The sequence below is a fragment of the Coleofasciculus sp. B1-GNL1-01 genome, from assembly GCF_040220235.1.
Taxonomy (GTDB): Bacteria; Cyanobacteriota; Cyanobacteriia; order Cyanobacteriales; family Coleofasciculaceae; genus Coleofasciculus.
In genome coordinates this window covers 1-13,506 of record NZ_JAVJTO010000170.1, presented here as the reverse complement: position 1 = coordinate 13,506, position 13,506 = coordinate 1, and the positions used below count along the sequence as shown (strand labels likewise).

Sequence of the window (13,506 nt, the reverse complement as noted above, 5' to 3'; positions counted from 1 at the left end):
CTGATAACGTAGATGTGTTGATTAGCCCGTTCAGTTCAAATCGTTCATTATTATCCATTATGTCAGACATTAAAAATAGTATCGCAGCGGCTTTTTTAGGATTGGGCTTATTCTGGACGAATGCTTTACCATCCTTGGCTGATTCTCCTGAGCCATTACCCACTAAAAGCGAATGTATCAACTTATTCGTATCAACCTTGACAGGATTGTTATCTACAAGAGAACTGGAGACTCTTCCCTTATCTTTATCGAGATGTCCTGAAGTACTCGAAACCCGCTATATGGCAAGTGGTTCAATGGAGCCAACTTTGCCAATTAATGTTCACATTTTAGTGGATAAAACAGCTTATACATCTCAGCCTCCTCAACGCCGCGATATTATTTTATTCCAGCCAACTCCAACCCTTAGGGAACAAAATTTTACCGATCCTTTTCTTCATCGCTTGATTGGTTTACCTGGAGAAACCGTAGCCGTGAAAGACGGTTTAGTTTATATTAATGGTCAACCCTTGTTAGAAGAGTATATCGAAGAAGCCCCAGAGTATCAATATGGACCTGTTGTGGTTCCTGACAATCATTATCTAGTCCTCGGAGATAATCGCAACAACTCTTATGACAGTCATTATTGGGGATTTGTCAACCAGGACTTAATAATTGGTAAAGCTATAGCGACCATCTATCCAACCGAGCATCAAAAACTATTAGATGATGCCAATTCTTTAGATGAAGAAACAAAGGCATCAGTTTTCAGACTCATGGAAAACTTATCATCTTTGCATGAAAAGTTATCTGAATAAATAGAGGCTCCTGAATCGCGGAAATTGGAAGGTAAACTGTAAAGAGCGTCATTCGTCATACTCGCTCCCTTGAGAAGCAAGCTACGCCATTTGTGAGGGTTTGAGGCTTGTTAACATAACTTCATAAGGTTGAGTTTATTTCCACCAACCTACTTATGGGTGGGTAAATATGAAGATAAAAATGAAGAGTTCGTATCTGCTAAGTTTTGTGAAAGCGATCGCCCAACTACCGTCCCACCTTCCCAAGCAATTTTGCCCGTGGATGAAACGCAAGATCCAAGTTGTCCTCCTGGTTATTCAAAGCTGGACTCAGATTAATTAAGGGATGTTAAATAATAATTGATCATGTAGGTATCATGGTATAAATATTGATATACCTGTGATAAATTACTTAAAAATAATCGACAAAATGCCGTCTTCAAATAGCAACTCTGTCATTAATCAATTACTGACGGCGTTACCCAATCAGGACTACCAACGCCTCGTTCCCCACCTCGAAGAAGTCTCTCTGATATTAGGACAAATTCTTTATCAACCTGGAGAACCAATTCTCCATATCTATTTCCCGAATCGGGCAATGGTTTCGTTAGTCACCCTCTTGGCAAATGGTTCAACAACGGAAGTCGGCATGGTAGGAAAGGAGGGGATGGTTGGTATTCCTGTATTTCTGGGAGATGGGATGGCAATCAACCAAGCCGTTGTGCAACTCGAAGGCACAGCGATGAAAATGGATGCCTCGATTCTCAAAAGCGAGTTTGAGCGAGGGGATAGATTGCAACGATTGCTCCTGTGCTACACCCAAACCCTCTTGAATCAGGTGAGTCAAACGGCGGCTTGCAATCGCCAGCATCGGCTAGAACAAAGGCTGGCTCGTTGGTTACTCTCGGCTCAGGATAGTATTTCTGGCTCTGAGTTGCGACTCACTCAAGAATTTCTGGGCAATATGCTGGGAACCCGTCGTGCGACGGTGACAGTGGCAGCGGGTAAGCTTCAGGAGGCAGGTGCAATTCGCCATCACCGAGGGATGATTACCATTCTCAATCGGGAACTGTTGGAAACTATAGCGTGTGAATGTTACAGCGTCGTCAAACACGAGTGCGATCGCTTACTTTATCCGAAACAGGGCGATCGGTGATTGTCATTCGTCATTTGTCATTTGTCATTTGTCATGTGTGATAATTGAAAGGTTAGGGCAGGGCGGGTTTAGTTATATCAGGGTGAAAACGAAACGTTAGTGGTAAAACCCGCCCCTACAAAAGATGTTTCATCGGAACGTCTCAGCTTCCCCAGCTCCCCCAGCTCCCCCTGCTCCCCATGCTCCCCCAGCTCCCCCAGCTCCCCCAGCTCCCCCTGCTTCCCCTGCTCCCCCAGCCCTACCTCTGTACGCTACCGTACCGACGAATACTATTCATTGTGTAATCCTTGAATGGAATGGCAAAAGGTCTAACTCAATCTGTGCCAGCGTAGGCGATCGCGGTTGAATCAACAAAAGCTAGACAACACCAATGAACCATAATTTCAAAAATAGGCGGATTCTGGTTGTAGATCAAAATGCCGATTCCAGAGAATTACTCAGCATCATTTTTGAGCAAGAAGAAGCCAATGTTCTGACTGTTACTGGCGCGAGGGAAGCTTTAGAGGTATTTGAGGATTTTCAACCGGATATTCTACTCTGCGAGCTACTTCTGCCGGGAGAAGATGGCTATTGGTTGATCCGTCAAATCAGAAGCCTAGAGACAAAACGAGGGTATCATGTTGCCGCGATCGCGGTGACGGTAGCAGCGACTGAGCCAGATCGCCAACTCGCCCTAGCCGCAGGGTTTGACAGCCATATCACTAAACCGCTCAAGGTTGATGATTTATTAGCGATCGCGGCTATCCTTGAGCAGGGTAAATTTTATCCCCAATTGGCACAATAACCGAAGGCACCTCGAAATTTTATAGTGTTCAATCAGGTAGAATGTAACTCGTCTTAACCAGGAGATGAGAGAGAAACGCTTTGGTGATGAACGATTTATTAAAAGGCATCAATGTCTACCTGATTGGCATGATGGGTGTCGGGAAAACCACCGTAGGACAACGATTGGCAAAAGAACTAGGCTATCGTTTTGTAGACACAGATGTCCTGATTGAACAAGTAGCAGGACAAAGCATTAATCAGATTTTTGCTGACAGGGGAGAGGAAGAATTTCGCCAGTTAGAAGCTCAAGTCTTGTCAGAAGTATCCGCTTATACTAACTTGACTGTTGCCACAGGTGGTGGCATTGTAATCAAACAGATGAATTGGAGTTATCTACACCAAGGTTTAATTGTCTGGTTAGATGCACCTGTAGACCTATTAATACAGCGTCTGCAAGATGATACGACACGCCCCTTATTACAAACAACTGATCCAACAGCAGCCCTGCAAAATTTACTTGATAAACGGCGTCTTATGTATGCAGAAGCCGATCTTCACATTCCAATTAGTGTCAGTGATACACCGGAATTCATTACATCACAGATAATGGCAGCAATTCCTTCAGTTCTTAAATAAACTTAAAGAAGTAGGTTGGGTCGAGGAACGAGACCCAACAAACAAAAACTTGATCCAAATCTGTTGGGTTTCACTTCGTTCAACGCCCCCTGAAAAATGCTTTTTTAATAAGCTGTTCGGCATTTAAACCTTAATATCAATAATGGCGCAATCCTTGTAGTGCGTTTAGCGAAGCCATGCCGCAGGCTTTGCATCTTGCTCGCTACTAATACCCAATTTAAATGCATTACAGCTTAAACTATTCCCATTTGTTTAGGATATCCTTGACCAAAACTTCTTTTAAGCAAACCTGAGCCACGACAACAATAGGAAGCGCCAGAAACAAACCAAAGATACCAAAAAATATAGCAAAAGCCATCTGAGACAACAACGTAACCGCTGGCAGCAAAGACACCTGTTTTTGCATAACCAGCGGAGTTAAAATATTACTTTCAATTTGCTGAATTACTATATACAAAATCACCACCGCTAGAGCTTTCCAAGGCGAATCAAGTAAAGCCAATGCCACGGGAGGAATTACACTTAAAGTCGGACCCAAATTTGGGATAAATGTAAATATACCCGCTAACAAACCATTCGCTAGGGGCAGTTGCACCTGCAAAATCCATAACCCAAGCCCACTCAATATAGCAATTACCGTCATGTTAAAGAGAATACCGACTGCCCAACCGCCCAGAGTATCTTCACATTCATCCAGAATCTCCTGAATTCGGCGGCGATAAAAGGCAGGAAATAGGAGGATAAAACCTTGGCGGTAGGGTTCAGGATTGGCAAGTAACATAATAGTTACAACCACAACTAACAACATGTTCAAAACTACACCAATTGAGCTGTAGAATATATCAAAAAAGTTGCCAAAGAGTTTGGTTGCCCATGAGCGCAAATTTTGAGTAAAAACCTTCAAACCGCCAATATCATCTAAAAGTCCATCGGGAACCAAATTTCTCACCCAGTTTGCCCATTCAGGAATTTGTTGTAATCCAATCGGAACTAAATCAATCAATTGCTGAACTTGATTAACAAAGGGGGGAACAACCAGGACAAAAAAACCAACCAGTAATCCTAGACAAAACCCCACAGATATAATGATAGCGAAAGCTCGTTTGAGCCGAAAGCGCAGCAGAAATCGCACCAGACGGTTAAGTGTAGTGGCAAAAACTACGGCAGCAAAGCCGAGCAAAATAACCGTTTTAATTTTCCACAAAATGTAAACGGAGAGGATAAATAAGAATAATCCCAGTAATGAACCTATACGCACAAACTTGCCTCCACTCAAGGATTAGGTTAACCTTACATCTTGCACGTTTATCAGTAAGCCCCGACATCCGCTAATTTCCACCAACCTACTTAATCGCAGGCAAAGAAGCGCTATGGGCTTCTTCTACGCAGAAGGAGAAATGCCAGTATTGCTCAAACTCTAACTTTTCATAGACGATAAACTTGCCTCGGTATGCTTTGCTAAGGTATAACCGTTGATCAATAATAATGCTTTATGACATCCACTTCACTAACAGAACCAGCAATTGCTACCTTGGTACTGACAAACGCTGTAGAAAAAACAGGTGAACCAATCGAAGGACAGTTGCTTGAACAACGGCACAAATTATGGCATCTACTTCAAGATAGATTTCCCACAACGGCAACTGAGATAGAATTAACTGAGCAACAGCCATTAAATGGCAATCAAGCGGCTCGCATTGCCAAACATATAGAAGAAGTCGCCAAAACCGACTCAGAGGTTGCTAAAAGCATCCAAGCTATAGCGGATACGGTACAGTCTCAACCCAAGAGCCTCGATAAATTCACGAAGATAGCTCAAGACATTAAGATGGGAGTACAGGATCAGATTGCTAATAAAACCAACTTAGATTTATCTTAGTTTCGCAAGACGTTTCCTTGTCAGTTGTCAGTTGTCAGTTATCAGTTGTCAGTTATCAGGTATCACAGACTTAGCACTGCTTATTGATAACTGTTCACTGATCACTGTTTACTGACTTAGCTGTGCCAAACCAGTAGGAGAGAAACTTGAATCACGTTATACAGCCACCTGAGTTTTCCGATTCTCTGTAGAGGCTTTTAACTTCTCCTCTCGTGCCAAAAACTCCGCCAACTGTCCCTCAATTTGCTCCCGGACAATGTGACGATATTCCATAAAATGCTCGTTGTGAGCGCAAACAATTAAATAATGCTCCCAAACCGCTGGATTTCGCCGAATCATACTAAATAAATGATGCCAAAACTTCCAGCGTGTTTTCCTTTTCAGCCCCTGTCGCCAACACACAATTGCCACTGCCTTTAAATCTACCCAACTTGGCAATTTAAACGGCGTTTTACACTTGGGTTCTCCGAGTTTCAGAAAATACCGATACACCCGATCTAAATATTGCTCCGGCTCATATAATTGCCAAAACGCCTCGACATATTCCCGGGCAATTTCTTCTAAAGGACGAGTGGGGATAAAATTCATTAACGTGGTCTGGTTAATATTACCATCTTTGCCCCGGAGTCGTCCCTCCTTATCTAACCGATGCCACAATGCTGTATTCGGCAACGCTTGCAACATGGCAAAGGTTGTAGTCGGAATTCCTGTCTGTTCAGCAAACCGGACAATCCGCGAACCCGCACCCGATTTTTCCCCATCAAAACCGACAATAAAACCAGCAATCACACGCAATCCTGCCTCCGTAATAATATCCACTGATTCAGCCAACGAACTGCGGGTATTTTGGAATTTTTTGGTCAACTGTAAACTATCCTCATCGGGGGTTTCAATTCCCAGAAACACGGCATCAAAATAGCACTCGACCATTAATTGCATCAGTTCGGGGTCTTGCGCCAAGTCAACCGAGGCTTCAGTATTAAATCGGAAAGGATACTGGTGTGCTTCTTGCCACACTTTTAATTCTTTGAGCAATAATTTGACATTCCGCTTATTGCCAATGAAATTATCATCGACCATAAACACACCCCGCCGCCATCCCAGTTCATAGAGATAGTCTAATTCTGCCAATAACTGGGCGGGTGTTTTCGTCCGGGGCTTGCGTCCATAGAGGACAATAATATCGCAAAATTCACATTGAAACGGACAACCGCGCGAGAATTGCACCGACATTGAATCATAAGCATCCAATTCCAATAAATCAAACCGAGGAATTGGCGTGGTTGTCACATCCGGTTTTTCCCCATTAGAACGGAATATGCCCGTCTCATCTCCCCGTTGAATCGCCTCGACAAACAGGGGTAACGTAATTTCGCCTTCGTCTAAAATCAGATAATCAGTCCCCGCCTGCTGCACCTCATCGGGAACAGAGGTGGGGAAAGGACCCCCACAAGCCACCCGTTTCCCTCGCCGTTTGGCTTCCCGGATTTGTGCCAGTAAATCCCCTTTTTGGACAATCATCGCTGAAAGAATCACAATATCCGCCCATTCCCATTCCGCTTCGGTGACGGCTCGGATATTGCGATCCACCAGTTTAAATTCCCACGTCTGTGGTAAAATAGCCGCAACAGTGACCAACCCTAAAGGAGGCAGTAAAACTTTGCGATCGACTAATTCTAATATTTTTTCATAAGACCAGAATGTCTTGGGAAAGAGGGGATAGACGAGCAATGCTTTCATATTAGAACTAAATCACCTAAAATTTGGCATCGGATAATAGTACAAGTTTTAGCACAAAGATCCGGTTAACGTAGCCAATCAAAAGCAAATCCCCGAATATCGTGAAGGGTCATAAATTTCCAAAGACTCCCTTTAACCAATCCAACCCGCTTCTGTTGGTAATAACCTAGTCAAGTCTGTTATGAGGAATATTAGTAGTCAAACCCGCCCCTACACAAAACATGCCCTCAAAACCTCTCAATCCCTCTGCGTACCTCGGCGTTTCCCTCTGCGTCCTCTGCGTTAAATAAACATAATCCCCTTGATCATGCCACCATCTGACCTAAAAATAGTCTCCCTACTCCCCAGCGCTACCGAGATTGTCGCCGCTTTAGGCTTAACCGATGCAATTGTCGGGCGATCGCACGAATGCGACTATCCTCCCGACATCCAAAACCGCCCCATTTGTACCGAAGCGCGACTGAATGCCGAAAAACCCAGCGCCCAAATTGACCGAGATGTGCGTCGCTTAGTCAAGGACGCCCTGAGCATCTACCAAATTAAAACCGATATCCTGGAACAGTTACAACCCACCCACATTGTTACTCAAGATCAATGTGATGTCTGTGCGGTCAATTTTCCAGAAGTCGAGAAAGCGGTTGCTGAGCTCACCCAAAGTCAGCCAAAAGTAATTTCCTTACAGCCGAATCAATTAAGCGAGGTGTGGGCAGATATTAAACGAGTAGCGGCTACATTAGGCGTAGACTCGCAACCCTTGCTGAAGCAACTCCAATCTCGTGTGGACACCATTCAGCAAATGACACAGAACCTCTCCCTCGCCAATCAACCCACAGTCGCCGCGATTGAATGGACTGATCCGTTAATGGCAAGTGGGAATTGGATTCCCGAATTAGTGGATATGGCTGGAGGTCATCACTTATTTGCCGCTTTGGGGAAGCATTCGCCGTACTTAGAATGGGATGCACTACTGAAAACTGACCCCCAGGTTATGATTATTATGCCCTGTGGTTTTGATTTAGAGCGCACCCGTCAGGAAACCCAGCAGCTAACTCAGCGTTCAGAGTGGTCAGAGTTACAGGCGGTACGAAATAAGAGAGTCTATATTACCGATGGCAATGCTTATTTTAATCGTCCCGGACCCCGATTAGTGGATTCGTTAGAAATTTTGGCAGAAATCCTGCATCCAGAATTATTTAATTTTGGGTATCGCGGAAAGGCTTGGGAAATTTTTTAGGGTTGAGTGTTGACCCTTCGCTTCCTTTAAGGGAACCTGATTTGTAGGGGCGGGTTTAGGGACTTCGCGCCAGCTATTGATGATAACGTTGGTTCAAAACCCGCCCTTATCTTCCAGACGTGCCATGGCACGCCTCTACATGGCTCCCCCAGTTTCCCCAACTTCCCCTCTGCCATCTGCCTTCAAGAGATGATATCACCAGGTTGTCCCCGGCTACCCCCATCACTGCACCTGCGTTCCTACCAGCAACAAGCGATAACCAACTGGTTTAGCAATCAGGGACGCGGTACGCTGAAGATGGCGACAGGGAGTGGCAAAACCATTACCGCCCTCGCGATCGCAACCCAACTCTATCACCAAATCGGCTTACAAGTCTTACTGGTTGTTTGTCCCTATCGTCATCTAGTTACCCAATGGGCGCGAGAATGTCAGACGTTTAATTTAGAACCGATTCTGGCATTTGAAAATGTACGCCATTGGCAAAATCAACTCTCTACTGCCCTTTATAACTTACAATCGGGCAATCAATCTTTTCTGACAATTATCACCACCAACGCCACCTTGATCACAGAGGGGTTACAATCTCAACTCAAATACCTTCCCCCCAAAACCTTAATTGTTGGTGATGAAGCCCATAACCTAGGGTCTCGACGCTTAGAAGAAAGTTTACCGCGCAACATTGGCTTACGTCTTGCCCTATCCGCCACACCAGAACGCTATTTTGATGAAGAAGGAACCCACGGCTTATTCAACTATTTTGGCTCAGTTTTGCAACCTGAACTGACGTTAGCGGATGCGATTCACCAAGGGGCATTAGTTCACTATCTCTACTATCCAATATTAGTGGAATTAACCGAAACTGAATCAATTGCTTATGCCAAATTCACTAAACGCATTGGCTGGGCGCTAATGAATAATGAAGGTCTTGATATCCAGAATAATGATACTGTAACTGCCTTATTAATGCAACGCGCTCGTTTAATTGGGTCAGCGGCTAACAAGTTAACCGCATTGCAACAGTTAATGGCAGAACGATTAGAGACCTATCACACGTTGTTTTATTGTGGAGATGGTTCAGTTGAAGGCAGTGTAAGTCAGGAAACCACTCGTCAATTAGCAGCCGTAACCCGGTTATTGGGAAGTGAACTTGGATATCGGATTAACACCTATACAGCAGACACGCCTTTAGCCGAACGAGAAGAATTACGTCGTCAATTTGAAACCGGGAAATTACAAGGATTGGTGGCGATTCGCTGTCTTGATGAAGGGGTAGATATTCCAGCGATTCAAACCGCTGTTATTCTTGCTAGTAGTGGAAATCCCCGCCAGTTTATTCAACGGCGGGGGCGGATTTTGCGCCCGCATCCTGATAAGGAACGGGCAACTTTATTTGATATGATTGTTCTCCCTCCAGATTTAGGACGGGAAACGTTAGAGGTAGAACGGAATTTGCTCAAAAAAGAGTTGAAACGGTTTTTAGAGTTTGCTGATTTAGCCGATAATGCAGGAGAAGCCCGACTAAAATTGCTGCAACTTCAGAAACGGTATGGATTGCTGGACATTTGACCCTAAGTAGGTGGATATAATTAACGTGAACGGTGAAGATTGTCATTTGTCATTTGTCATTTGTAAGAGTTTGAGGTTTATTTACAGAAATTAATATAGATAGCTTTATTGACACCGACCTACTTAGCATTAGGTTTGATGATCGAGTGGAAAGGCGATAGACCGAACCAAACTATCGGATTAGAATAGGAAAATGGTAGCGTTAAAGAATCGCAAGCATTAGCACCACTCCAAATCATGTTACCTCAACCTAAAAAGCGCTGGACGCCTGAACACTGGGCAACCTGGAAACCCTTCGGTATCGGCGAACAATACCCGAATAATTACTGGGAAGTATTTCGCGCCATCTGGGAAAATCGGGATCAACTTCCCTACGCCTGGGATATCCTCAACCAAGGCGTCTGCGACGGTTGTGCGTTAGGCACCACGGGGATGAAAGACTGGACATTAGAGGGGATTCATGTTTGTAATGTCCGGTTGCGACTGCTGCGGATGAATACAATGCCAGCTTTTGACCCCGAACTCCTGGCAGATGTATCCCAGTTGCAGGGCAAAAAAAGTGCTGAACTGCGACAGATGGGGCGACTTCCTTACCCGATGATGCGTCAACGGGGAGAGAAAGGATTTCGTCGGGTGAGTTGGGAAGAAGCCCTGGATGTTATCGCCAATCGCATTCGCGCCACGACACCCGATAAACTCGGCTTTTATCTCACCAGTCGCGGCACCGTTAATGAAACCTATTATGCTGCCCAAAAAGCGGTGCGGGCAATGGGAACCAATAATATTGATAATGCGGCGCGAATTTGTCATTCTCCGAGTACGGCGGGATTGAAAAACGCCTTAGGGGTAGCGGCGACAACCTGTTCCTATAAAGATTGGATAGGAACGGATTTATTAGTATTCATTGGGTCAAATGTGGCAAATAACCAACCCGTCACGGTGAAGTATCTCCACTGGGCAAAAAAAGCGGGAACCAAAATAGTCGTGATTAACACCTACCAGGAACCCGGAATGGAACGCTATTGGGTGCCGTCGATTCCCGAAAGTGCTTTATTTGGCACTAAATTCGCCGAAAACTTTTTCCTGGTGAATATGGGCGGGGATATGGCGTTTATTAATGGTACACTGAAACATTTAATCGCCAATGATTGGGTTGATCACTCGTTTATCACCACCTATACGCGCAACTTTGAGGACTTAAAAGCCACCCTAGACTGCCAATCCTGGGAGGAACTCGAACGGCTATCTGGCGCATCTCGTGATCAGATGTATGAATTTGCCCAGATGATAGCCGAGGCGAACAAGGCTGTCTTTGTCTGGAGTATGGGGATTACCCAGCATGAATGTGGCGAAGATAACGTGCGATCGCTAATTAATCTAGCACTAACCAAAGGCTTTGTCGGCAGAGAAGGCTGTGGCTTGATGCCGATTCGCGGACATTCTGGAGTACAAGGGGGTGCGGAGATGGGATGCTACGCCACGGTACTCCCTGGAGGAAAGCCGATTACCTCAGAAAATGCGGCACAGTTGAGTGAAAAATGGGGATTTGATCTGCCAACCTCCCCAGGATTAACCGCATCAGAAATGATTCAAGCGGCTTATGCGGAAGACTTAGATATCCTGTTTTCCGTGGGGGGAAATTTCCTAGAAGTGCTACCCGAACCCGATTATGTGGAAACGGCATTAAAGCGCGTTCCCCTGCGGGTACATCAGGATATTATTTGTTCTAGCCAAATGTTAGTTGATCCGGCGGATACGGTAATTCTACTCCCCGCTACCACTCGGTATGAAGTGCCAGGAGGCGTAACCGAAACCACGACAGAACGACGAGTCATTTTCAGTCCCGAAGTTCAGGGAAATCGCATTGGCGAAGCGCGTCCAGAATGGGAAGTATTCATGGAATTGGCACAGAGAGTTCGTCCCGATTTAGCCGCAGAAAATGAGGGGAATTCGCCGTTAAACTTCGACGGAACAGCCGCGATTCGCCAAGAAATTGCCCAAATCATTCCCCAATATGCGGGGATTCAACATCTCAAAGAAGCGGGGGATCAGTTTCAATATGGCGGTTCTCATCTTTGTTTTGGTTGGACTTTTCCCACACCCGATGGGAAGGCGCGGTTTACTCCGTTATCGCCGCCACAACGAGATTTACCAGAGGGATGTTTCTTAGTCGCCACCCGACGTGGGAAGCAGTTTAATAGTATGGTGCAGGAAAAGAAAGATGCGATTACGGGTGCAGTGCGTGAGGCGGTGTTAATGAGTGCGGTGGATGCTTCGGCGTTGGGGTTAAAGGATGGGGATGCTGTGATTCTTAAAAATGAAGTTGGGGAATTGAAGGGACGAGTGTGTACTGCCCCGGTGAAACCCGGGAACCTGCAAGTGCATTGGCCCGAAGGGAATATACTCTTAGATAAGAATAAGCGATCGCCTGAAGTGGCGATTCCTGATTATAATGCCCTGGTGCGGTTGGAAATCGGGTAAGAGAGAGGGGAACCACACAGGCACAGAGGATACAGAGTGGGGAGTAAAACGAAAACGAGGGTTTGGGTTGTAGACAATCGTAACGTGCGATCGCGCCAGGATCAGGTGGCGACGGAAGAACCCCTGGAAATTCGCCTTGTTTCTCCCCAGCAAACGGTAGCCGTTACCATGCGAACACCAGGGGCAGATTTTGAACTGGCGGCGGGGTTTTTGTACTCTGAAGGAGTGGTTCGCGATCGCGATGATATTCAGCAGATTAGTTATTGTGTTGATCCGGATGTCGATGGGGAACAGCGTTACAACATTGTTAATGTAAAACTTCGACCCGGATTATCGGTTAATTTACAACCCTTAGAACGCCACTTTTTTACCACCAGCGCCTGTGGTGTTTGTGGGAAAGCCAGTCTAGAAGCCCTACATTTACGGGGATGTCCAATTATCTCAGCCGGATTAACCGTTAGTCCAGATGTGATTTATAGTTTACCCGAACAATTACACACCGCCCAGCGGATTTTCTCAAGTACCGGAGGATTACACGCCGCCGCCTTATTCGACACCCAAGGACAGTTACTTTCAGTCCGAGAAGATGTGGGACGCCACAACGCCCTGGATAAATTAATTGGTGCTGCTTTTTTGAGTAATCAATTACCTTTAACCAACCCAATTGTTCTGGTGAGTGGACGTTCTAGCTTTGAGATAGTACAGAAATGTCTAACCGCCAGTGTCCCGATTGTTTGTGCGGTATCTGCACCCAGTAGTTTAGCGGTTGCCTTAGCCAAAGAGTTTGGCATCACCTTAGTCGGATTTTTGCGCGGAAAACGATTTAATATTTATACAGGAAAGGAACGGATACATTTTGAGGAGAAGTAAATCGGTTAGCTCCAAAAATATACAACCGATTTTTGGGGAGGCTTGAGAATACAGCAGTTTGCTCTGCTATGCGGTACATTGTCGATCCCCCTAAATCCCCGTGCAATAAAAGCGAAGCATCCTCTGGCTTCCCCCTTTTGAAGGGGGACGGGAGGGGGATCTGGAGTACCTCACTCAACGTACTCGCGGGAGTCCTCACCCTCAACTCTCGTAGGGTGAGGAGGAATAGCGGGATGCCGGAAGGATGGAGGCATCCAATTCTTTTTTTTTCACGCCACACATAAGCCGTTATTTCTCCTGATTAGCTCAACTTTACTAGGAGCAAATTGCCCAATTCGTTTCCAGGTGTAGTCACAAACAGAAACCTTCTGAGTCTTTTTGGTATCAGTGAATCCGCCGACGT

Annotated in this window: 11 protein-coding genes; 9 read left to right on the top strand and 2 right to left on the bottom strand. The window is 45.4% G+C overall.

All coding sequences use genetic code 11. From position 1 onward, the window contains the following. Nucleotides 1-59: 59 nt before the first annotated feature. From lepB to RID53_RS36025, 4 genes are all read left to right on the top strand, one after another. Nucleotides 60-797, top strand: coding sequence for a signal peptidase I (gene lepB, locus RID53_RS36040; RefSeq protein WP_446392664.1), 738 nt, complete (start codon nt 60-62; stop codon nt 795-797). A 409-nt stretch (nt 798-1,206) separates the two neighbouring features. Continuing rightward, nucleotides 1,207-1,932: a Crp/Fnr family transcriptional regulator gene (locus RID53_RS36035; protein ID WP_446392663.1), complete on the top strand. Its 726-nt coding sequence runs from the start codon at nt 1,207-1,209 to the stop codon at nt 1,930-1,932. Nucleotides 1,933-2,302: 370 nt separating this feature from the next. Continuing rightward, the gene (locus RID53_RS36030; protein ID WP_446392662.1) at nt 2,303-2,716 is read left to right on the top strand and encodes a response regulator; all 414 of its coding nucleotides are present in this window, start codon (nt 2,303-2,305) and stop codon (nt 2,714-2,716) included. 86 nt (nt 2,717-2,802) lie between these two features. Continuing rightward, a complete protein-coding gene (locus tag RID53_RS36025) occupies nt 2,803-3,333 on the top strand; it encodes a shikimate kinase (protein WP_446392661.1) in 531 nt (176 codons plus the stop codon). Nucleotides 3,334-3,571: 238 nt separating this feature from the next. Here RID53_RS36025 and RID53_RS36020 read toward each other — a convergent pair whose 3' ends face one another. After that, nucleotides 3,572-4,591 (bottom strand): AI-2E family transporter, encoded by a 1,020-nt coding sequence (locus tag RID53_RS36020; RefSeq protein WP_446392660.1) that lies wholly within the window; start codon nt 4,589-4,591, stop codon nt 3,572-3,574. A gap of 234 nt (nt 4,592-4,825) precedes the next feature. Between RID53_RS36020 and RID53_RS36015 the strand changes: the two genes are divergently transcribed. After that, the gene (locus RID53_RS36015; RefSeq protein WP_446392659.1) at nt 4,826-5,212 is read left to right on the top strand and encodes a hypothetical protein; all 387 of its coding nucleotides are present in this window, start codon (nt 4,826-4,828) and stop codon (nt 5,210-5,212) included. Nucleotides 5,213-5,368: 156 nt separating this feature from the next. Here the strand turns inward: RID53_RS36015 and RID53_RS36010 are convergent, their stop codons facing one another. After that, nucleotides 5,369-6,952, bottom strand: a complete 1,584-nt coding sequence (locus RID53_RS36010; protein WP_446392658.1) for a B12-binding domain-containing radical SAM protein — start codon at nt 6,950-6,952, stop codon at nt 5,369-5,371. A gap of 307 nt (nt 6,953-7,259) precedes the next feature. Here RID53_RS36010 and RID53_RS36005 point away from each other — a divergent pair, with 307 nt between their 5' ends. The 4 genes from RID53_RS36005 to fdhD all read left to right on the top strand — a co-directional run bounded on the left by RID53_RS36005 (nt 7,260) and on the right by fdhD (nt 13,103). Further along, nucleotides 7,260-8,186: a cobalamin-binding protein gene (locus tag RID53_RS36005; protein WP_446392657.1), complete on the top strand. Its 927-nt coding sequence runs from the start codon at nt 7,260-7,262 to the stop codon at nt 8,184-8,186. 189 nt (nt 8,187-8,375) lie between these two features. Next, the gene (locus RID53_RS36000) at nt 8,376-9,752 is read left to right on the top strand and encodes a DNA phosphorothioation system restriction enzyme (RefSeq protein ID WP_446392656.1); all 1,377 of its coding nucleotides are present in this window, start codon (nt 8,376-8,378) and stop codon (nt 9,750-9,752) included. A 237-nt stretch (nt 9,753-9,989) separates the two neighbouring features. After that, a complete protein-coding gene (locus tag RID53_RS35995) occupies nt 9,990-12,233 on the top strand; it encodes an FdhF/YdeP family oxidoreductase (protein ID WP_446392655.1) in 2,244 nt (747 codons plus the stop codon). A 36-nt stretch (nt 12,234-12,269) separates the two neighbouring features. Beyond that, nucleotides 12,270-13,103, top strand: coding sequence for a formate dehydrogenase accessory sulfurtransferase FdhD (gene fdhD, locus RID53_RS35990; protein WP_446392654.1), 834 nt, complete (start codon nt 12,270-12,272; stop codon nt 13,101-13,103). The last annotated feature ends 403 nt before the right edge of the window (nt 13,104-13,506 follow it).